Raw genomic sequence first — 20,682 nt, 5'->3', positions numbered from 1 at the left:
AGGACATGGCGCCCGGCCCGTACCCGCCCGTTGAACTGGGCGACCCCGTGCAGGCCACCGGCACCGCTGGAAGCGTTCTTCTCGCCCACTACCTGCTCGGCCACAACATCGGCGGCGAACGGAGGGAGACGGTCTACTACCGGCTGATGGCCCAGGGGCACCGGGAAGGGTGGCGCGACTACGTCACTGACCCCCACGTCGAGTTCCGGGCGGAGTCGGCGTAGCAGCGCGTTGCTCGGCTCTCCCGCTGCCGGCGTGCGGGGGCGTCCGCCCCACCGGATGCCCTTTTCGCTGGGGATGCGCGCGTTCTCGGCGTTGTGCAGCGAGGACGTCGGGGTGGCGGGTGTTGGGGTGGCGCCGGCGCAGGCAGCCGTGCAGGGCCAGGGTCTGCACGGTGGGGTTGGGCCGGTGGGCGTTGGCCAGGGAGAACTGTCGCAGTGGGCCGAAGTGGGCCTCGATCGGGTCGGCCCAGAAGATCACCACGGTGATCCAAACCGGCTCCACCACCGCTCCAGGCACGCAGCTATCGGCTCTTCTCCACGCCGTACAGCGTCTACCACTGCGAGCGGGCACTCACTGCGGCTCTCGTTCGTCGACGAACGCGACCCGCCCGGCTTTCACCTCGATGTCCCACCGGTTTTCACCCGATTGCACCGCATGAGGGGCCTGGAAGGTCGGAGGCGTGAACGCTGGTGGCCATAGGCCTCAAGGGAAAGCGAGTTCAGCATGACGGCATCTGCGGTCCCTGACATAGGACGCCGCACACGGCGTCTCCGCGTCGCGGCGGCGGGATGCACGGTCGCCACCTTGTGCACGGTCACGGCGACGCCGGCTGTCGCGGACGTCGGCGGGGGCGGCGCCAAACCCACCATCGTGCTGGTGCACGGTGCCTTCGCCGACGGCTCGAGCTGGAACGGAGTGATCGAACGGCTCGAACGCCGCGGCTACAGGGTCATGGCCCCGGCCAACCCGCTGCGCGGCCTGTACAGCGACTCCGCCTACATCGCCTCCGTACTCAAGAGCGTCAAGGGACCCATCGTGCTGGCCGGCCACTCCTACGGCGGAGCAGTGATCAGCACCGCCGCTGCAGGAAATCCCCAGGTCAAGTCGTTGGTCTACGTCTCGGCGCTGATGCCGGACGTGGGCGAGAGCGGCATGTCTTTGTCCGCCCGGTTCCCCAGTGCTCTCGGCACCGCCACCACGTCCGTCCCGTACCGGACCGACGGCACCAGCGGAACCGACCTGTACCTCAAGCCCGGCAAGGTGCACCCGGTCTTCGCAGCCTGCCTGTCGGCCGGCCAGGCGTCGCTGCTGGCGGTCACCCAGCGGCCCGCAGCGACCACCACCTTCTCGGAGAAGGCCAAGGTGGCGGCCTGGAAGAGCATCCCGTCCTGGGCCCTCGTAGGCCGACAGGACATGACCATCAATCCGGACCAGGAACGCTTCGAGGCCAAGCGCGCCCACTCCCACACCGTGGAGATCAACACCTGTCACGTGTCCCTGATCGCCCGCCCCGACGCCGTCGCGAATCTGATCCTTCAGGCCGCCACCGCCACCGCGACGACCACCGCCGCCGCCGATCCTGATCGCCCGGCGCTCGCGACCACCGCTACTTCGAGGCCTGACACGAAGGCGATCACCCTGGGCGGTATCGCTGTCGCATCCCTGGGCGGTATCGCGGCAGCATCCCTGGTCGCCGGCGCGGCAGTCGTGCTCCTCGGCCGCCGGCTGAGCCGCCACACGCACTGACGCGGAAGAAGCGCCAGTGGGGGCGCCTGGAGGGTCCGCACGCCTGGTGGGGTCCAGGTGGCTACCGCCTACGATTCCTCCTCCTCGAATCATACGAAGCCACACGGAGTGGGACCTCACTCGTCCGGGCCGGACGCCACGGACCCGCCGACTCTGTTGGCCGTCCCGATCCCGCGAGATGGACGCGTCCGGAACTCCTCAGCCTCACCTTCGGCATGCCGAGCTGCGCGAGCCGCGCCTGCGGCCGTTCGCCCTCTCGGAGACACACGAGCTGCTGGACGTCGTGCAGCCCGTCGGCACCCGCGGCCACGACTGGGGAGCCCAAGCCCGGCGCTGCGCAGCCGATCCCAGCCCGCGTCCCGCCACGCGGCACGTACGCCCCGCCCGCCTGACCGATCCGTCCTCGACACCGGCATCGGAGACCACGCACGGACGCCCTCGCGCAGCCGGGCCGTGTCACGTCCTGAATGTTCGGCTGCCTCGGGATCCTCGCCGACGCGTGCCCTCGCCGACGAGCCGCGCGCACGGCATCACGCCAGGCTCACTCCCGCAGCTGCGGTCAGCCCCGAAACGCGCCGGCCGCCAGTGCGGCATCGACGCCGAGGCCGAACGATCCACGATGTCCTGCGAGACGATTGCTCCACGACGGTGACGTGATCTCCATCGACGCCCACACCGTCGCGGTCTTACGTCGAAGGCTCCTCACCAGCAGACCGAACGCCCTACTCGTCGAGGAACTGATACGCCCCGCTCGCGGCTCGAATCACGACGATGCCGTCGCGGACCTGCCACTCCCTCATGCCATCGACCTCGTGACTGACGAGGAACAGACCGGTGATCAGGTCATTGTCGTCATCGGAGGCTGGAATCCGCGCCACGCTCCGTAGTTGCTCCAGAAACCAGTCGACGGACTGGGCACGCATTTCGGTCCCGAAGAAGATCCAGTTGGTGAAGTTGTACTGCCTCGGGGGGAAGGCCCAACCACCCCCCTGCGCTCCAGGCGCCATTAGATGGGCGCCCGTTCCGATCGTCGGCGCCATAGGCGTGATCGGATTGATCAAGCAAAGCGTTTCGCCCGTCCTCCCAGCGGTCAGATTCCGCGCCGGCAGGTGAGCACGTCGGGACGGCGGGCGTGGGCATAGCGCCGGCGCAGGTGGCGGTGCAGGACCCGTGTTGCACCCCCTTCAGGGGACAGCGCGTCCGGCCGGCTCGGGACGCCGGCGAGCAGATGCACGACCAAGGCGGTGCCGGTGCTGGGGGACCGTCGTACCGGCCGCACGAGCTTGTGGCCGGACAGGGGCCGCCGTACCTGACAGCACGGCGCGGAGATTCTTCAGCGCCCGGCGACGGGCGCCGATCCCGCTGCACACCGTCGACTCGCAGGGCCCCTTCGGGTTCACTCACCGCCTTGGTCGGCGCCTGCCGCACATCACCTTGGTGCGGCGCGCCAGGTGGGCCGGTCCTGGGATGCGTGTCCCCGGGACCGGCCCACCCTCGTCAGTGGCTGCCGGGTCTCACTGGCCGAAGCCGTAGGCGAAGAGATGGTCGGTGCCTGTCGAGCCGGTCACCGGCAGCGTGATCGACGCCACCTGCTTGGAGGCGTCGAGGGGGACCTTGGTGGCGAAGACGTAGGTCTTCACACCGTCCCGGCCCCCGCTGCCGGTGTTCCGGTAGGCCGTTGTGACGGCCGTGGTTTCACCCGGGAGCGGCTTGCTCGAGCCGGCGTTGAGCGTCCAGTCGGAGAAGCCGACCGTCGCCTTGGCGGTGGTGCCGTCGGTGTAGGTGACGGTGACCGTGCCGGAGACCCCGCTGCCGTCGGTCGGTGCGTTGGTGGCCGTGCCCAGCAGGCCCAGCGACGCACCCGACGTACCGGCCGGCATCGGGATGGTCTGGCCGGCCATCTCCAGGTTGTCCAACTGGCCGGACTTCACGGTCGGCCAGAGGTAGGGGATGCCGTCGACCGTGACGGTGGAGCCGCTCGTGACACCGGCGGTCGACAGTGCGTTCTGCGAGAACGCCCAGCCGCCGTCGTCGAAGCCGCCCGAGAAGCTCGCGCCGTCGGGGTAGATGCCTTCGTTGGTCGCGTACGGCCACAGTTCGCCGGCCTTGGCCACGGCCACGCGGAGGGCCGCGCCGTTCAGTGCCGCCCCGGTGCTGTGGTCGGTCAGCGCGAAGGTGACGGGGAACGTTCCTTCGCTCGCGCCCGCTGTCACGTGGACCTTGGCCTCGGCGCTGCCCGAGGCGGGCACGTCCACCGAGCCGGAGGACGTGTCGAGCGTGACGCCGGAGGGCGCCGTCGCCTTCCAGTCGACCGTGACGTCCTTGCTGCCGAGGTTGGTGAGCGCGAGGGTGGCGTCACCGGAGGCGCCCGGCTGGAGTACCAGGCCGTCGCTTGAGGGGCCGGTCGCGGCCAGGACCCGGTCACCGCCCGTGGTGTCCGACGGCGGCACCGCCGACGGGTCGGACGCCCAGGACGTGTTCGGCTGGGTGCCGAGGGTGAAGTCGACCGTGCCGGCTCCCTTGAACTGCTGGTAGGTCAGCCAGGAGGTCTTCCACTCCTTGCCCCTGACGTCGAGGGACTGCACGTACGGTGCGTCGGTCGCCGCCTGCGGCGCGTTGATCTGCACCGTCTTGCCACCCGCGAAGGTCACCTCGGCCACCGGGAACACCGGGCTGCCCAGCGCCAGGGTGTCCGTGCCCGGGGTCTCGGGGTACATGCCCAGCTCGGACCAGACGTACCAGGAGCTCATCGCGCCGAGGTCGTCGTTGCCGAACGAGCCGACCGGGGCGTTGAAGTACAGCTTCTGCTGGGCCTCGCGGACGGCCTCCTGGGTCTTCCACGGCTGGCCCGTGTAGTCGTACTCCCAGGGGATCTCCACGCTGGGCTCGTTGCTCAGGTTGGCGTTGGTGTTGCCGGGGTCGGTGATGTTGTCCAGCAGACTGTCCAGGAAGGACGAATACGCCTTGTCACCGCCGCGCGCCTGGATGAGCTGCCGCAGGTTGAACGGGACCATCGGCGTGTACTGGGCCGACGTGCCCTCCACGAAGCCGTTGGAGGTACCCGGGGTGAAGCCGCCCGCGAACTGGCTGTCCTTGTTCTTCGCCTGCATGTAGCCGGTCTGCGGGTTGAAGACGTTCATCCAGTCCTGGGCGCGGGTGGCGAACTTCGTGTAGACGTCCGTCTTGCCCAGCGACTTCGCGAGGGCGGCCAGGGCGTAGTCGGCGGAGTCGTACTCCAGTTGCGTGGAGACCGGGCCGTAGAAGTTGCAGCAACCGTAGTCGTTCTCGTCCAGCGGGAGATAGCCCTTGGTGTCCCGCACCGACTCGCCGGGGCGGTCGTTGTTCGGGACGGTGGCCTCGTGCTGCAGGGCGGCGAGCGCCTTGTCCGTGTCGAAGCTGCGGGCGCCGAAGGCGTACGCGTCGGCGATGATGCCGGCGGCCGGGTCGCCGACCATGACGTAGCTCTCGCCGTTGTTCGAGGCCCACTTGGGCAGCAGGCCGGTCTGGTCGTAGCCGTTGAGCATCGAGGTGACGACGTCGCTGGTGACCTTGGGCTCGGCCATCGCCATGAGCTGGGTCTGGGAGCGGTAGGTGTCCCAGCCGGAGTAGTTGGCGTACTGGGCCTGCTGGCCCTTGGCCAGCTTGTGGACCTGGTTGTCCATGCCCATGTACTGGCCGTTGGCGTCCGAGAAGACGTTGGGGTGCAGCAGCGCGTGGTAGAGCGCGGTGTAGAACTGCACCTGCTGGTCCGAGGAGCCGCCGCCGATCCGGACCTTGTTCAGTACGGCGTTCCAGGCGTCGTGGTTGGCCTGCTCGACGGCGTCGAAGTTCCAGTTCTTGATCTCGGTGGCGAGGTTGGCCGCCGCGCCCGCGTCACTGGTGTAGGAGATGCCGACTTTGGCCTTCACCGTCGGGTTGGAGGACGTGTCGAACGTCAGATACATGCCGTTCGCGCCTGTCGTGGGAGGCTGGGCGGACGGGCTCGCGGCGGTCTTGCCCGCGGCTGACGTCTGGGGCGCCCCGCTGGCGCTCGGGGCCGGGGACGGCGTGCCGGAGGACTTGCCGGCGCTCCCGTGCACGGTCGGCGACGGGGCTGCGGGAACGGTGAAGTGCCTTTCCTTCAGCGGCTTCGACGGGTGAGTCTGCAGGTTCTGCCGGGCCTTGCCGGCCGTCAGCGACCTCGCGTTCGGGTTGATGGTGCTGCCGACCCAGGTGCCGCTGGTCGTGAACGGCTGGTCGAACTTGATGTCGAAATGCAGCGTGTAGCGGTTGTTCGCGCCGCAGAAGTGACCGCTGTCGACCGAGCCGCTGATCTCCTTGTCGTTCACCACCTGGACACGGGTGCCGTCCACCTGCGTGGCGCCGCCGCTGAGCTTGAACAGCAGGTTCGCCTGCCGGCCCGCGGGGAAGGTGAAGGCTCCCAGGCCGGCGCGGGTGGTGTCGGTCAGCTGGGTCGTGACCCCGCCCGCGTCGGTGACCTTGTAGTACCCGATGCCGGTGTGCTCGTCGTCGTGGCTGAAGCCGACGGACGCGTTGCCGAGGTTGCCCGACAGCGTGCCGGTCATCGGCAGGATGGGCAGATCGCCCGCCACGCCGCAGCCGGGTCCCGAGACGTGGGTGAGGCTGAAGCCGGAAATTCTGCCGTCGTTGTACTCGTAGCCGCCACCGGACGGGCGGTCGGGCGTCGTGTCGGGACCCCACTGCACCATGCCGGCCGGCATGTCGGGGCCGGGGAAGGTGTCCACCTCTCCGGAGGTGCCGATGAGAGGGTTGACGAGTGACGCAGGGTCATTCACCAAGGCTGGTGTCGCGGCGCCCGCGGCATACGCGTTCCCGAGCGCCGGGAGCGGGAGTGCCGCGATGCCCAGGACGGAGATCACGGCCAGGCGTTGGCGGAGTCTCTTTCGGTTACGTGGCGCAGCTGAACGTCGGGGTCGGACCATCGGTTGCCTCCGCAGCGGTTCGTGCTTCGCACAGGTACTGACGTGCCGAAGGATGCGGACGTCAGTGGAAGGCAACGTTGTCAGCCCTCGTGGCCTGACAACGTTGCCATACACGAGTGTCGAGTGAAACGCGTGGGCTCACGGCGTGTCAACGAGGCCAACAGCACTTTCTGAGCGCGAAGTTCACAGCCGGTGCCTTCAGCACCACACCCGCCCCGGCCGGGCGGCGGTTCCGGCCCCCTGGTGGATCCGGGTCGACCCGGGCCCGACTTCACGCTCCTCCTGCGGTCGAGGACGAAGAGAACACGGGCAGCGCACCGGGTTCCGCCCGGCGACACGGTCAATGGGCGGACAGGGTGACACTATTGAGGCCGTGCGTACGGTGCCGCTCCCTTGTGCCGGCACCGCCGAGGAGTTTCCTGGTTCTCGATGACGGACGGACGGCTTTCTCACGTCGGTACCGCCTGCGGCATCGCAAAAGCGACGGGCGGCTGTGGGTCCGTGTCGCGCTCCGGCCACACGCTCAACACACGGTCGCCGCTCCGGCGCGTGCGGATACTGTCGGCAGATATGGACGTTGAACTGATAGAAGGCTCCTCCGAGTTGGGGCGCCTGATTGCCGAGGTCGAGAGTTCCGGCGAGCGCGTCCGGTTCACCGTGGACGGCGAGCCGGAAAGAGTGCTGCTGGCGGCGGCCGAACTGGCAGGACTGGAGTACTGGGCGGCACGACGCAACAAGGGCGCACAGCCGGAGGCCGAGCCGACACACGAGTACCCTCCGGGGCCGCCGGCGTACGGGCCTCACATCGGCTACCGCCACCCGCACGGCGGGATGACGCTCACGCGGGGCTGGGTGGTCGTGGCCGAGTTGTGCGACGCCGAAACGGTGGCACGGCTGGACGAACAGGCGAAGCATGGGCGTCAGGGATACATGGGGCCGAAGCAGTCGGCGGCGTTCGCCGAATTCCTGGCTCGTCAGGCGCCGGTTGACGACGAGCGCTGAACGGCGAACCGATCGGGTGGACGTCGTATGCGCGACGCTCGGCGGCGAGCGCGCGGACGGACCCGCCCTCCGGCCTCGGATCAAGGGACCCCCGGAGCGCTGGAGCAGGCCCATCTCGCCGTGATCACGAGACCGTGCCTGAGGTACGGAGCCCGAGCAACTGCGTTGATTCCTTCCATCGACGGTCAGGATGCCGCCCGTGGCAGACCCACAGACTCGGACGCCTACCGGGTCGTGTGGCTGTCGTCGGTGCGGCCGACGGGGATGAGCGGACTCCGCCTTGCCACGGCGCGAACTGCTCATACCGACCGGCAACGGCCCCCGCACGGTGGCTCGTTGCAGGTGCCGACCGGGCAGCGGATGCGGCTACACCAGGACGGAACCGCCGGCGACGTCGAGGACGATGCCGCTGACCCACGAGGCATCGTCCGCGGCCAGGTAGAGCGCGGCGTGGGCGACGTCACCGGGCGTGCCCAGACGTCTGACGGGGTGGTTCGCGGTGAGGGACTGCTGAATCTCTTCGGGGATCTGCCGCTGGTTGCGCTCGGTCATGATGGTTTCGGGCGCTATGCAGTTGACGCGTACGCCCTGCGGACCGGCCTGCGCGGCGAGGTCCTTGGTGAGCAGTTCGATACCGGCCTTGGCGGCGGCGTAGGCCGCCGGGGATGCGGCGTTGGGCCGCCGTGCGGCGGCCGAGGACAGGGTGATGACGGCGCCGCGGCCGCGCTGCTTCATGCCGGGCAGGAAGCTCTTGACGGTGAGGAACGTGGCGGTGAGGTTGCCGTCCACGGTGGCGCGCCAGTCCTGTTCGCTGATCAGCTCCACGGGGCCAGGGCGGACGGTGTTTCCTCCGGCGTTGGCGACGAGGACCTCAACAGGGCCGAAGCGGTCTTCGATGCGCTCACGCATGGCCTCGATCTCGCCGTACCGGGTGAGGTCGGCGGTGGCGGCCAGCACGTCGCCGCCCGCTGCGGCGATGCGGGCGCGGACGGTTTCGAGGGCCGCCGTGTCGCGTCCGTGGACGACGACGCGGGCTCCGTGCCGGGCGAACAGCTCGGCGATGGCCGCGCCGATGCCGCGCGAGCTGCCGGTGATGAGTGCGACCTGATCTCGCAGGCTGGTCATGGTTTCTCCGTGAGTGATGGCGCCCGGCGTGAGCGCCGCAGTGGTGTGGCCGCCTCCGGCCGTTGTGCGCTGCGCCGGTGACCGGAGGTCACGCCCGCTCGTGGCCGGTGATGGTGATGCGGAAAGCGGGATGGTCGGCGGGGTCGGGAAGGGCTTGGAAGGTGCGGTCGACGGTCGGGAGTTTCCCGAACTGTCGCAGGTAGGCCTCGACGAGCGCCGGCAACTCCGCAGGGTCGACCTCGACGGCCGTGAAGTGGTCGGTGCGGCCACGCCGGGTGAGGCGACCCGTCCTGCAGGCACGCAGGTTGCGGGACCATTCGGTGTCCCCGTAGGCCGCCAGGAGATACTCCTCGCCTCGGTGGGTGAGCACGGCCACCGCGGTGGAGCGCCAGACGCCGGTGGTGCGACCGGGCACCGAGAGCAGGCTGACGACGTCGGGCTTGAACAGCCGCGCCATCCGTGAGCCGATGACGCGCGCCGCCCAGGGCGGACGCACGTACTGACGCGTGGACATCATGTGGTCTCTCCTTCTCGCGCGAATTCGCGCGAATTCGCGCGGATCGCGGCCTACGCGGCCGACGTGGCGTGGTCCGGTGTCGCGGGCGGTGTGCGCAGACTGAGGTGGACGGCGGCGAGCTGCCCCTGCGGGTCGCCGGTGAAGACGAGGGTGACGCGGAAGGAGCCGTCGACGGCCCGTTGCGCATGGGTGCCCCGGTGCGTCTGGGTCCCGATCACCATGGCGGTGCCGCCGATGTACCGGACCTCGGTGTCGGGGGTGAACTCGAAGGCGGTGTACCGCAGGCCGCCGCTGAACCGCTGGAGCCACTGCTCGCGGTCCAGCAGGAACCCGTAGGGGCCGACGGCGAGGAAGTCCGGATGGAGCAGGGACTCGAGGGCGCTCGTGTCACCGGTGCGTTCCGCGTTTGCCCAGGTGGTGACTTGTTCGGTGACAGTGGCCATGCCGCTTCTCCCGTCGTTGCAGAAGGTCATGCGTGCTGGTGCCCGCGGCGGCCCCGGGCGCAGAGCGCCGATCACCAGGGCTCATACCGGCGCAGCGGCCGTCGCGGCTCTCCCCTCGAACCCTAGACGCCTAATCCTTAGATATCAAATGATTAGACTTCGATGCTATAGACTCGTCCTATGCAACCGCTCCACACCCCCCTCGGCCTCCAGTTGAGCCAGACCGCCCGTGCCGTCAGCCGGGCCTTCGACGACGCCCTGGAGGAGACCGGCGGGTCGCTGCCGGTGTGGCTGATCTTGCTGAACCTGAAGACCGGCCGGCCCGGCAACCAGCGGGAGCTGGCCGAAGCGGTCGGCGTGCGGGATGCCACCCTCACCCACCATCTCAACGCGATGGATAAACGCGGACTGATCACCCGGCGGCGCGATACGGCAAACCGACGGATCCACGTGGTCGAACTGACCGAGGCGGGCGAGGATGCCTTCGTACGGATGCGGGAGGCCGCGATGGCCTTCGACCGCCGCCTCAACGCCGGCCTGTCGGACACCGACCGCGACCGCTTGAACCAGTTGCTGCGGCACCTCGCGCGCAACGTGGACGCCGGCGCAGGCGATTCCCCGCCCTGGGCAGGCTTGGCCGAACGACCAGCAACGCCGGGGCCGGGCCGCACGGATTCCCGGTGAGGCGGGAAGACCGACGGGATCGACCGGTGAGGGCAGCCGCCCTGTTCCCCGTCTCCCAAGGTCCATGCCGTTCCGGCAGGTCCCGCCGGGCGGCTCCGGTGGTCAGCTTCCGCAGGATCCCGTGGACCACCTGGCGACGTGCGGAAATGACCTAGGCGCCCGCCGAACGGCGGCTCAGGATGGGCTCGGCCAGAAGTCTCGCCATTCCGCACAGGGTCTGGCCGTGCTGGGCGAAAAGTTCGTCGCGCGAGTCGAAGTGGCCGAGGTCGGCCAGGACGTAGGCCGAGAGATCGCACGAGGCGCCGGCGGCCGGGCAGACCGTCGTGCCGTCCCAGTCGATCGCCGTCCTGGACAACGCCTCGAAGAGCGTCTCCGCCCCGGCGTTGGTGAAGCCACCACCGCTGTCTTCGCTCAACTCATCGAGATCACCGAAGAGTTCCGAGACTGTCAGCCAGGGCGCGGTGCGGTGTCCGGTCGATGACAGTCCGTCGAGGCGGAACTCCGGCCATGCCAGCACAACTTGGTGCGGGACGATCCGGTGGAAGCGTGGGAAGCGCGGATACCAGAACGTCCCGTCCACCAGCAGCCCACGCACCCGCGTGGACACTCCGGATGCTCGCGCTACGGATTCCAGTACCGCCAGCCGTTGGCTGCATGAGCCGCGGCGGCGCCGAAGCACGTCCGACACGGGTCGCTCGTCCTGAATCGAATACACCGGCCGCACAACTGCGGCAATCCATCGATGAGCCTGGCGCAGTGCCGCTGTCCGGTGGGCGGGACTCGAAGCGGCCCCCGAGTCCGCCGGGATGCCGATCCGGCGGAGCAACGCGGAAACGTTCGGATGCTGCCAGTCGAGAATCTGCGTGGGTGCCGTGCTCCCTGTGACGGTTCCCCCGTCGGTCATGCGCACGCGGACACGGCCTCGCGGCATGAGAAGTGAGCTCGTCACGACCGTGCTCCTCTCGTCCAGCACTCTCCGGGCGGCACGACCTATCGTGACAGGTAATTTGAACGCGTTCAACTGTGATGTGAACCAGTGGACCGTCCGCGACCCACGCAGCCACAACCTGCAGGGCCGCAACGCGCCGTGGTCGGCCGGTGGCCCTGCCGGGCGCCGGCCGACCACGGCGGTGAGGTGTCGGTCCTGAAGTCGTCAGTCGCCTGAGGAGAAGGCCGAGTCGAAGGACTGGGCCGGCGGCTCGATCGCGACGAGCTTGCGGATGAACTGCAGGGCGTCCGGGGCGCCGACCAGCCGGTCCATACCGGCGTCCTCCCACTCCACCGAGATGGGTCCGTCGTACCCGATCGAGTTGAGCATCCGGAAGCACGCCTCCCAGGGCACGTCCCCGTGCCCGGTGGAGACGAAGTCCCAGCCACGGCGCGGGTCCGCCCACGGCAGATGGGAACCGAGGCGGCCGTTGCGCCCGTTGAACCGCTTGACCGACTCCTTGCAGTCCACGTGATAGATGCGGTCCCTGAAGTCCCACAGGAAGCCGACCGGGTCCAGGTCCTGCCAGACGAAGTGTGACGGATCGAAGTTGAGCCCGAACGCCTCCCGGTGGCCGATCGCCTCCAGGGTGCGCACCGTCGTCCAGTAGTCGTAGGCGATCTCCGAGGGGTGGACCTCGTGGGCGAACCGCACGCCGACCTCGTCGAAGACGTCGAGGATGGGGTTCCACCGCTCGGCGAAGTCCGCGTAGCCGCGCTCGATCATCTGGGGCGGAACCGGCGGGAACATGGCCACCGTGTGCCAGATCGAGGAGCCGGTGAAGCCGACGACGGTCTTCACCCCGAATGCGGCGGCGGCGCGCGCGGTGTCCTTGACCTCCTGCGCGGCGCGCTGCCGGACACCCTCCGGCTCGCCGTCGCCCCAGATACGGGCGGGGAGGATTCCTTTGTGGCGCTCGTCGATGGGGTGGTCGCACACGGCCTGGCCCGTCAGGTGGCAGGAGAGCGTCCAGCAGCGCAGGTTGTACTTCTCCAGCAGGGCGCGGCGGCGCGGGATGTAGTCGTCGTCGGCCAGGGCCTTGTCGACCTCGAAGTGGTCGCCCCAGCAGGCGATCTCCAAGCCGTCGTATCCCCACTGGGCCGCCAGCCGGCACACCTCCTCGAACGGCATGTCGGCCCACTGGCCGGTGAACAGGGTGATCGGGCGTGGCATCGGTTCCTCCGGTGGTTCGTCACTCGGTTCGTCGGTCGAGGCGGTCGCGGGGCGGTCAGGGGGTCGGGGATGCGCTCGGCGTGAGCCCGGCCAGGCGCAGCAGCAGGTCCTTCACCTCGGTGGCGTCGTAGTGGTCACGCGCCTCGCCGGGCCGGGAGCACAGCAGTACGGGGCCGTCGTCGGGCTGGTCGGGCAGGCGGCCGTGGCTGCCGCGTACCGGGGACGGGTCGAGGGGGACGACGCTCATGCGGTAGCGCATGCCGAGCTTTTTGCGGGCGAGCGCGGCGGCGGCGCGCAGTTTGACCGTGGGGTCCTTGGGGTCCATGAACAGCTCGGCCGGGTCGTAGCCCGGCTTGCGGTGGATCTCCACCAGGCGGGCGAAGTCCGGGGCGCGGTCGTCGTCGAGCCAGTAGTAGTACGTGAACCACGCGTCGGGCTCGGCGATGGCGACCAGGTCGCCGGCGCGCGGGTGGTCGATGCCGTACGCCTTCTTGCCGGCCTCGGTGAGCACCTCGGCCACGCCGTCGGTGCCGGCCAGCAGGTCGCGGACGCGCTCGGTGTCGGCGGGGTCGGCGACGTGGACGTGGGCGACCTGGTGATCGGCGACGGCGAAGGCGGCCGATGTCCACGGGTCGAGGTATTCCATGCCGTCCTGGGTGTGGACGTGCAGCAGCCCGGCCCGGCGCAGCACGCGGTTGATGTCCACCGCCCTGGTGACGTTGGTGATGCCGTACTCGGAGAGGGCGACCACGGTGACCGAGCGCGCGGCGGCGTCGTCGAGCAGCGGGGCGAGGACCCGGTCGACGTCGGCGGCCGCGGCGGCGGCGCGGGGATCGTCGGGGCCGTAGCGCTGCAGGTCGTAGTCGAGGTGGGGGACGTAGACGAGGGTGAGGTCGGGGGCGTGGGTGGCGACGATGTGCCGGGCCGCGTCGACGATCCACCGGGAGGAGGTGAGGGAGGCGGTCGGACCCCAGTAGGTGAACAGCGGGAACGTGCCGAACTTGGCGGTCAGTTCGTCGTGCAGCTGCGGGGGGTAGGTGTAGCAGTCGGGCTCCTTGCGGCCGTCGGAGTAGTAGATGGGGCGCGGGGTGACGGTGAGGTCGACGTCGGCGCCCATGGCGTACCACCAGCAGACGTTGGCGACGCGGTAGCCGGGGTGGGAGCGCCGTGCCGCGTCCCACACCTTCTCCCCGCCGACGAGCGCGTTGTGCTGCCGCCAGAGCAGCACCTCGCCGAGTTCGCGGAAGTACCAGCCGTTGCTGACGATGCCGTGGCCGGTGGCGGGCTGCCCGGTGAGCAGGGTGGACTGCACGGTACAGGTGACGGCGGGGAACGCGGTGTCGAGGCGTGCGGTGAAGCCCGCCTCGCCCAGGGCGCGCAGCCGGGGCATGTGGGCGAGCAGCCGGGGGGTGAGGCCCACCACGTCGAGGATGAGCAGGGGGGCAGGGTTCACGGGGCGACCTCCTTCAGGCCGAGCGAGATCAGGTGGTCGCGGGTGAAGGCCAGTTCGGCGGCGATGCCGTCGGCGAGGGACTCGGGGCCCTGCGGGCGGCCGGCTTCGGGGAGCACCCCCCAGGTGTAGGTCTCGGCCTCCACGTGTGCGGTGCGGGCGGTGTCTCCGCCGAGCAGGGCGGCGAGGGTCGCCTCCAGTTGAGGGCGGGTCGTGGTCAACGGGGGCTCCGGGTCGGCGTGCAGCGGCACGTGGAAGTGGACGCGCCAGGGATCGCGGCCCGGCAGCCCGCCGGCCAGGGCGGCGTCCAGGTCGTCCACGGCCCGGGGCGGGGTGCCTCGCTCGCGGACCTGGTGCAGGAAGCGCGGCTCGGCGAAGGCGGCAAGTGCCGCTCGCGTCGCGGGGTCGGACGGGTCGTCGGCCTGCAGGGCGCAGGACGCCTGGGTCTTGACGACCTGGAGTCCGGTCCTGTCCAGGCGGGCGAGTGCGGCGGCCGGCTCCTCGAAGCCGACCGCCAGATGGCAGGCGTCCAGGCAGATGCCGATGTGGCCGGTGTCCACGCGGGCGAGGTGGCGAGCCGCCTGCGCGGTGGTCTCGACGACGCAGCCCGGTTCGGGTTCCAGGCCGACCTTGATCGTGCGGCCCGTGGCGTCGGCGAGGACGGCCAGACCGTGCGCCAGTGAATCGAGGGAACGGGCGGCCTCCTCCGCCTGCCGGTCCGTCCACGGGGTCCGCCAGGCCAGCGGCACGGTGGAGACGCTGCCGTACGCGGCGTCGTCGGGCAGCAGGACCGCGAGCACGCGGGCGAGGTCGAGGGTGTAGTGCAGCCGGTCGGGTGTGGTCCAGTCCGGCCGGTAGACGGCGTGCTTGACGACGGGGTCGTGGAAGCCGCGGTAGGGAAAGCCGTTGAGGGTGACGACCTCCAGACCGCGAGCGGTCAGCTCCCGGCGGAGCTCGCCGACCGCGCCCTCGTCCGCGGCGAGGGCCGCCGCGGCGTCGCGGGCCAGCCACAGGCCGAGGCCGAGGACGGGCACACCCAGCCGCTCGCGCACCGGCTCGGCGTGCCGGGCCAGTTGGGCGAGCACCCCGTCGAGGTCCTCGGCGGGGTGGACGTTGGTGCAGTACGCGAGGTGGACGACGGTGCCGTCGGGGTGGAGCAGACGCACGGCTACACCTCCGCCCGGGCGCCGCGCAGCACGGAGTTGCCCTCGTAGGTGGCGTCGGCACCCGGCGCGCCGGAATCGGCCGGCTCCAGCTTGCCGCTCTGGCCGTAGAAAGCGACGGGGTTGCGCCACAGGACCTGGTCCACATCGTCGTCGCAGAAGCCGGCGGCGAGCATGGCGTCCCCGGTCTTCCGGGTCTTGAGGGGATCGCTCCTCCCCCAGTCCGCGGCCGAGTTGACGAGGATCCGTTCGGTGCCGAACTCGCGCAGCACCGCGACCATGCGACGCTCGTCCATCTTGGTGTCGGGGTAGATGGAGAAACCCATCCAGCAGCCCGAGTCGATGACCTGACGTACCGTCACCTCGTTGAGGTGGTCGACGACGACGCGCTCCGGGCCGATTGCGGACTCCCTCACGACGGCCAGGGTGCGCTCGACGCCCGCGGCCTTGTCGCGGTGCGGGGTGTGGACGAGAGCCGGCAGGTCGTGGGTGACCGCGAGCTGCAGCTGGGCGGCGAACGCCTCGTCCTCTTCGGGCGTCATCGAGTCGTAGCCGATCTCCCCGACGGCGACCACGCCGTCCTTGAGCAGATAGCGCGGGAGGTGCTGGAGCACCTCCGTGCAGCGCGGGTCGTTGGCCTCCTTGGGGTTGAGGGCGATGGTGCAGTGGTGGCGGATGCCGAACTGGGCGGCGCGGAACGGCTCCCACCCGATGAGGGAGTCGAAGTAGTCCAGGAAACTGCCGACGGAGGTGCGCGGCTGGCCGAGCCAGAACGCGGGCTCCACCAGGGCGCGCACACCGGCCGCGTGCATCGCCTCGTAGTCGTCGGTGGTGCGCGAGGTCATGTGGATGTGCGGGTCGAAGATGCGCATCACGCCTCCCGGGGGCCGGTGCGGTCGGTGGTCGCGGTGGGGACGTGTTCCAGGTCCCCGTGGCCGGGCACCGTCACGTCCGGGAAGAGCGCGAGGACCGGCCCGATGTCGGCGGGCACGTCGCGCCCCGCGGCGGTCCGCTCATGGGCGTACGCGGCCATCATGCGGGCCAGCTGGACGTCCGCCCGTCCGGACAGGCCCGGCAGCGCGCTCAGCGGGATGCCCGTGAAGACGCACTTGAGTACGCCCTGGCGGTAGGTGTCCGCGTCCAAGTGGTCGGTCGCGTAGTCGCCGAGGGCCGCCGCGATCAGCCGTGTGTCGTTGGTGCGCAGGGCGTCGCGCACCAGGGGCAGTGCGCCCTCGCCGACGGGCAGCAGTGGCAGGGCGCGCAGCACGGCGCGGCGTTCGGCCGCGTCGCCGGTGCGGTAGAGCGCTCCGATCCGCTCCAGCAACGAGGTGCCGGTCAACGGCAGCGCGGCCAGCAGGAGGCAGCGGGCCGCGTCGTCCACCGTCCAGCCGTAGGGGTCGCCGGGGTCCAGCCGAACCCGTCCGCAGCGGCGTCCGGCCAGCGGGAACAGGCCGCCTACGAGCGCGGGGTCGGCGGCCACCGAGGCGCACGCACCGTCGAGCCACCTCCAGCCCTCCTGGGTCATCCGGTCGGTCAAGGCGGTTCTGAGGTGGTCGGGTGTCATGCCATCTCCTCCTCGCGACGGACCGCGGGGTCGCACGACCGCAGGAAGTCCAGGGAGCGACGGGCCACCCCCGGGGCGTCATGGCTGTGCCGGGGCAGTTCGACGGCGACCAGCCCGCGGTAGCCGACCTCGTCGAGGGCACTGAGCACGGGCGGGAAGTCGATCTCGCCGCTGCCGAACTCCAGGTGCTCGTGGGTGCCCCGGCGCATGTCGTCGATCTGCACGTTCACCAGCCGGTTGCCGGCCCGGCGCACGCACTCGGGTACCGGGTACGGCTCCAGGCAGCGGCAGTGGCCGATGTCGAGGGTCAGGCCGAACGTGGCCGGGTCACCGAGCGCCGCGGCCAGCCTGGTGTACTCGTCGACGGTCTCCACGAGCATGCCCGGTTCGGGTTCGAAGCCCAGGAGGACGCCGGCCTTGTCCGCGGCCTCGACGACCTCGGCGCATCCGGCGACCAGCCGGTCCCAGGCCGTGCGCGGGTCGAGGCGCGCGGGCCGGACGCCGGCCCAGAAGGAGACGGCCTGCGCGCCGAGGTCGGCGCCGACGGCCACCGCCCGGCGCAGGAAATCCACCCTGCGTTCGCGTCCTTCGGCCGCGATCAGGGTGGGCTCGTGCTTGTGCCAGGGGTCGAGCAGGTAGCGTGCTCCGGTCTCGATCACCACGCCGAGCCCGAGACCGTCCAGCCGCCGGGCGAGGGCCGCCGTACGCGCGGCCAGGCCGGGTGCGAAGGGATCGAGATGGTGGTGGTCGAGGGTGAGCGCCACGCCGTCGTAGCCCAGGTCGGCGATGACGGTGAGCGCGTCCTCGAGTCGGTGGTTGGCGAAGCCGTTGGTGCCGAACCCGTAGCGCAGGACGGTTCCGGCGGTCGCGGTGTCGCGGTCGCGTGGTCGGGTCATGTCGGGGACACCCGCCTGGAGAGGGCTCGGGCCAGCGGAAAGGCCGCGGCGAGCGGAAGTGCGGAACGCACCGCGCCCGTGCCTGCGGTGAGCGCGGCCTGCAGCGGGATCAGGCCGAGGATCCCGATGCCGACGGCCCTGCGGACCTTTTCCGGCGAAGGATCGGCGACGGCGTGCGCCTGGGCCCGGCCGGCCGTCGCGCCGTAGACGGCGAGTCCGCCCGCAACGGCCAGTCGGTGCCGGCGGCCCGAGCCGTGCCTGGGCGGGCGGGCGCGCAGCGCCGTCGCGGCCGCGACGGCGCCGGTGGCGGCGAGTGTCACCCCGGGCAGCCATGGTTCCGCGCCCGTGACCTCGGTGCGGCTGAGCGCGGTGACGGCGAGGGTGTGCCCGGCGACGGTGGCGGCCGCCGGGAGGGCGGGCCGCAGCCGGCCCGGGCCGGCACCGAGCAGGACGTCGAGTCCGCGGGCGGCCGCCATCACCACGGGGCCCGCCGGACGGGATTTGGCCCACAGGTCGTAGCCCCAGACGGTCGCCGCGAGCGGCACGGCGACCGTCAGCGCGCGACGGCCTTCGGCGACAACGGCCAGGCCGAGGGCGGCCGCGGTCAGGGCCACGGCGGTGCCCAGGGCGACGGGTGCGGCCACGCGGCCGGAGGGGATCGGTCGTTCGGGGCGTTCGACCGCGTCGAGGTCGCGGTCGGCCCAGTCGTTGAGCGCCATCCCGGCCCAGTACAGGCAGACCGAGGAGGCGGCCAGACCGGCCACGGCCGGATCGGGGCGACGGCCCGCGGCGGCCGCTCCGGCCAGGACGTCCCCCGGCACGGTGAACGCGGCCGGGGCGCGCACCAGTTCGGCCATGTCACGCAGACGTGGGGGCGAGGACGGCGAAGCGGACGCGGAGGCCGCGGATCCGGGATGCGCGAGCCCGGCCGGGCCGTCGCCCGACCCCGCGTCCCCGCTTCCCCGCCGGACCGGGCCGGGGCCGGACCGGAGCACGGACGGGCGGATCACCGCTCGCCCCCGAGCCGGGCAGCGAACGCCCGCAGCGTCTCGTACTGGGTCATCACGGCGTGCTCGGCGGTGCCGACGGGGTCCTTGAAGAAGAAGCCCAGCTCGCCGAGGGGACCGGAGATTCCCCGCTCGTGGGCCCGGGCCGCCAGCCGGGCGAGGTCGAGCACCAGGGGCGCGGCCAGTGCCGAGTCGCAACCCGCCCAGGTGAACTGGAGATTCATGCGCACGCCCAGGAATCCCTCGAAGGTCACGTGGTCCCAGGCGGTCTTCCAGTCGCCGAGGGAGGGCACGTAGTCGATGTGGACCTCGCCCTCGACGGGGTGCCCCAACGTCTCGGCGAGCACCCGCTGTTTGGAGGCCGCCTTGCTGGCCAGCGCGGCCGGATCGGCGAGGGTCTCGCCGTCGCCGCCGCCGAGCAGGTTGGTGCCGGACCAGGTCCGCACCCGCAGGCCCCGGGCGGCGAACATCGGCCCGAGGGTCGCCTTGAGCAGGGTCTCCCCCGTCTTGCCGTCGTTCCCGGCGTACGGCGGTCCGGCTTCCTCGGCCAGTTCCCGCAGTGCCGGGATCCGCATGCCGGTGGACGGCGTGAAGTCCACATGGGCGCACCCGGACGTGATCGCGGCCAGGGCGTACTGGGAGCTGGGCGGCAGCACGTCCTCGCCGGCGGCGAGTGCGGCGCGCAGGGCCGCGGCCGAGGTGTGCGCCGGGTGCGGCGTGAGGACCGGTTCGGTCGAGGACACGTTGACGACGACCACCCGTGCGAGGCCGTGCCGCTCGCGGAAGGCTTCGATGTCGGCCCGTATCGCTTCGACGGCGTCCAGTTGGCTCATGCCGCCGTCCGGCAGGGAGGCCGGGCGTATCTCGGCGTCGGCGGTGGCGAGGTCGTCGTGGACGGCAGCGGGCAGTCCGTGGGGCAGCACGCCGGCCGCGACCAACTGCTCGGCCCGCTTCGGCAGCGGCGTGCAGGCCACGTCGTGCCCCCCGAAGACCAGGTCGGACACGGCGGGCAGGCCGGCGTCGGGGAACCCCGGCTGTTCGGTGACGCACCCGGTCGGCCCGGCCAGCCCCGCTCGTAGAGCGGCCGTGCCGGCGATGACCGTGGTGGCCACCGAACCGCGCGCGCCGGCCAGCCATATGCCCGTGCGACTGCGTTGATCTGACATATCGTCACCTCCGTCGGCCGACCGCGGTCGCGCCCGGCCGCCTCGTTCCTCGCTGTCGATGTCACCCCTCCCGGTCACCTGCTGCCGCTCCCCTCCGGCTGGTCGTCCGGGGTCAGGGCCTGGCCGTCGGGGGTCACCTGCAGGAAAACGTGCTGGTGGCCCAGCCCGGCGTCGAGGTCGACCACGTCGAGTTCGGTGGCCCCGATCGACCAGACGTCGACACCCTGGTCCCTCTGCGAGGCCGCCGCGGCGGTGAGCCGCTTCGCCAGTGAGGGAGGCGCCCCGAGTGCCAGCCGGTAGGAGTCCACGGCGCTGTCGAGCGCGCGAACGGCTGCGGCGAAGCTGGAACGGGCCACGTTGTAGCCGGTGTCGCCGGACGGGGGATGGGCGAGGGCCGCGACGGCTGTGGACGTCATCTCCTTCCACCGGCCGGCCTCCGCGGCCCCCGCGGGCTGGGCAGTGCGGCCTTCGTGCGGCATGGCCGCCTCCATCTGCCGGAGCACCGGCGCCAGTCGCGTGGCGAGGTCCCTCGCCTGTGCGGTGAGCGCCTTGGCCTGCTGGGTGTTGCGGGCGGCGTCCTGCGCTCGGATACGGTCGGCGAGCCGCCGGGTGGGATCGGTGGAGGCCGTGCGCGCCGCCGTCACCAGGACTGCCACCAGGCCTGCCAGGAGGACGAGTCCCAGGACGACCCCGGCGCCGGCGAGCAGCCCGCGACGGAAGGATCCGCGGGCGGCGTCCGGGTTCGCCGGTGCCGTGCGGCGGCGCGCGGTCGTTGACGACGGCAAGGTGGGTCCTTTCGCTGTGCTGTGCCG

The 20,682-nt window shown here is 71.1% G+C and carries 19 protein-coding genes and 2 pseudogenes; 4 read left to right on the top strand and 17 right to left on the bottom strand.

The features are described 5' to 3' along the window. The first annotated feature begins 5 nt into the window (after nucleotides 1-5). Complete coding sequence (locus SRB17_RS24280) at nucleotides 6-224, top strand: hypothetical protein (RefSeq protein ID WP_153542123.1); 219 nt, start codon at nucleotides 6-8, stop codon at nucleotides 222-224. A gap of 39 nt (nucleotides 225-263) precedes the next feature. Here the strand turns inward: SRB17_RS24280 and SRB17_RS46535 are convergent. Further along, nucleotides 264-471 (bottom strand): annotated as a pseudogene (locus tag SRB17_RS46535) (IS630 family transposase); the annotation flags it as partial. A gap of 336 nt (nucleotides 472-807) precedes the next feature. On the opposite strand from SRB17_RS46535, the gene SRB17_RS24275 reads away from it, so the two are divergent. Then, nucleotides 808-1,749 carry an alpha/beta fold hydrolase gene (locus SRB17_RS24275; RefSeq protein ID WP_228396216.1) on the top strand — a complete coding sequence of 314 codons (942 nt, stop codon included), beginning with the start codon at nucleotides 808-810 and terminating at the stop codon, nucleotides 1,747-1,749. A gap of 722 nt (nucleotides 1,750-2,471) precedes the next feature. On the opposite strand, the gene SRB17_RS24270 is transcribed toward SRB17_RS24275, so the two are convergent. Both SRB17_RS24270 and SRB17_RS24265 read right to left on the bottom strand, forming a co-directional pair. Continuing rightward, the gene (locus SRB17_RS24270) at nucleotides 2,472-2,789 is read right to left on the bottom strand and encodes a hypothetical protein (RefSeq protein WP_228396215.1); all 318 of its coding nucleotides are present in this window, start codon (nucleotides 2,787-2,789) and stop codon (nucleotides 2,472-2,474) included. A gap of 474 nt (nucleotides 2,790-3,263) precedes the next feature. Beyond that, a complete protein-coding gene (locus tag SRB17_RS24265) occupies nucleotides 3,264-6,545 on the bottom strand; it encodes a lectin (RefSeq protein WP_323376170.1) in 3,282 nt (1,093 codons plus the stop codon). Between the two features lie 717 nt (nucleotides 6,546-7,262). Here SRB17_RS24265 and SRB17_RS24260 point away from each other — a divergent pair. After that, entirely contained in the window at nucleotides 7,263-7,694 is a 432-nt protein-coding gene (locus SRB17_RS24260) for a type II toxin-antitoxin system Phd/YefM family antitoxin (protein ID WP_153542117.1), read from the top strand. 366 nt (nucleotides 7,695-8,060) lie between these two features. Here SRB17_RS24260 and SRB17_RS24255 read toward each other — a convergent pair whose 3' ends face one another. The 3 genes from SRB17_RS24255 to SRB17_RS24245 all read right to left on the bottom strand — a co-directional run bounded on the left by SRB17_RS24255 (nucleotide 8,061) and on the right by SRB17_RS24245 (nucleotide 9,779). After that, entirely contained in the window at nucleotides 8,061-8,819 is a 759-nt protein-coding gene (locus SRB17_RS24255; protein WP_153542115.1) for an SDR family NAD(P)-dependent oxidoreductase, read from the bottom strand. An 88-nt stretch (nucleotides 8,820-8,907) separates the two neighbouring features. Continuing rightward, nucleotides 8,908-9,336 (bottom strand): nitroreductase/quinone reductase family protein, encoded by a 429-nt coding sequence (locus SRB17_RS24250; RefSeq protein WP_153542113.1) that lies wholly within the window; start codon nucleotides 9,334-9,336, stop codon nucleotides 8,908-8,910. Nucleotides 9,337-9,386: 50 nt separating this feature from the next. Beyond that, nucleotides 9,387-9,779 (bottom strand): nuclear transport factor 2 family protein, encoded by a 393-nt coding sequence (locus SRB17_RS24245; RefSeq protein WP_194294113.1) that lies wholly within the window; start codon nucleotides 9,777-9,779, stop codon nucleotides 9,387-9,389. 213 nt (nucleotides 9,780-9,992) lie between these two features. Here SRB17_RS24245 and SRB17_RS24240 point away from each other — a divergent pair, with 213 nt between their 5' ends. After that, nucleotides 9,993-10,463: a MarR family winged helix-turn-helix transcriptional regulator gene (locus SRB17_RS24240; protein WP_228396214.1), complete on the top strand. Its 471-nt coding sequence runs from the start codon at nucleotides 9,993-9,995 to the stop codon at nucleotides 10,461-10,463. Between the two features lie 49 nt (nucleotides 10,464-10,512). Here the strand turns inward: SRB17_RS24240 and SRB17_RS24235 are convergent. From SRB17_RS24235 to SRB17_RS24185, 11 genes and pseudogenes are all read right to left on the bottom strand, one after another. Then, a pseudogene (locus tag SRB17_RS24235) lies at nucleotides 10,513-10,602 on the bottom strand (IS5/IS1182 family transposase); the annotation flags it as partial. 12 nt (nucleotides 10,603-10,614) lie between these two features. Continuing rightward, complete coding sequence (locus SRB17_RS24230) at nucleotides 10,615-11,412, bottom strand: transglutaminase domain-containing protein (RefSeq protein ID WP_323376169.1); 798 nt, start codon at nucleotides 11,410-11,412, stop codon at nucleotides 10,615-10,617. 204 nt (nucleotides 11,413-11,616) lie between these two features. Further along, nucleotides 11,617-12,624, bottom strand: coding sequence for a sugar phosphate isomerase/epimerase family protein (locus tag SRB17_RS24225; protein ID WP_153542107.1), 1,008 nt, complete (start codon nucleotides 12,622-12,624; stop codon nucleotides 11,617-11,619). A 55-nt stretch (nucleotides 12,625-12,679) separates the two neighbouring features. Beyond that, complete coding sequence (locus tag SRB17_RS24220; protein WP_323376168.1) at nucleotides 12,680-14,077, bottom strand: nucleotide pyrophosphatase/phosphodiesterase family protein; 1,398 nt, start codon at nucleotides 14,075-14,077, stop codon at nucleotides 12,680-12,682. After that, nucleotides 14,074-15,240, bottom strand: a complete 1,167-nt coding sequence (gene eboE, locus SRB17_RS24215) for a metabolite traffic protein EboE (protein ID WP_323376167.1) — start codon at nucleotides 15,238-15,240, stop codon at nucleotides 14,074-14,076. The genes SRB17_RS24220 and eboE overlap by 4 nt, the downstream gene beginning before the upstream one ends. A 2-nt stretch (nucleotides 15,241-15,242) precedes the next feature. Continuing rightward, nucleotides 15,243-16,109 carry a TatD family hydrolase gene (locus tag SRB17_RS24210; RefSeq protein ID WP_153542105.1) on the bottom strand — a complete coding sequence of 289 codons (867 nt, stop codon included), beginning with the start codon at nucleotides 16,107-16,109 and terminating at the stop codon, nucleotides 15,243-15,245. Next, nucleotides 16,109-16,801: an EboA domain-containing protein gene (locus SRB17_RS24205; protein ID WP_194294112.1), complete on the bottom strand. Its 693-nt coding sequence runs from the start codon at nucleotides 16,799-16,801 to the stop codon at nucleotides 16,109-16,111. Before SRB17_RS24205 ends, SRB17_RS24210 begins: the two co-directional genes overlap by 1 nt. Next, nucleotides 16,798-17,697, bottom strand: coding sequence for a sugar phosphate isomerase/epimerase family protein (locus SRB17_RS24200; protein ID WP_153542103.1), 900 nt, complete (start codon nucleotides 17,695-17,697; stop codon nucleotides 16,798-16,800). The genes SRB17_RS24205 and SRB17_RS24200 overlap by 4 nt, the downstream gene beginning before the upstream one ends. After that, complete coding sequence (locus tag SRB17_RS24195; RefSeq protein WP_153542101.1) at nucleotides 17,694-18,554, bottom strand: SCO3242 family prenyltransferase; 861 nt, start codon at nucleotides 18,552-18,554, stop codon at nucleotides 17,694-17,696. The genes SRB17_RS24200 and SRB17_RS24195 overlap by 4 nt, the downstream gene beginning before the upstream one ends. Nucleotides 18,555-18,703: 149 nt before the next feature. Continuing rightward, a complete protein-coding gene (locus tag SRB17_RS24190; protein ID WP_153542099.1) occupies nucleotides 18,704-19,870 on the bottom strand; it encodes an inositol-3-phosphate synthase in 1,167 nt (388 codons plus the stop codon). A gap of 74 nt (nucleotides 19,871-19,944) precedes the next feature. Continuing rightward, nucleotides 19,945-20,655, bottom strand: coding sequence for a hypothetical protein (locus SRB17_RS24185; RefSeq protein WP_153542097.1), 711 nt, complete (start codon nucleotides 20,653-20,655; stop codon nucleotides 19,945-19,947). Nucleotides 20,656-20,682 lie beyond the last annotated feature (27 nt).

This window comes from Streptomyces sp. RB17 (assembly GCF_009604455.1).
In the GTDB taxonomy this organism is placed as follows: Bacteria; Actinomycetota; Actinomycetes; order Streptomycetales; family Streptomycetaceae; genus Streptomyces.
This window is presented reverse-complemented; position numbering and strand designations above follow the sequence as displayed.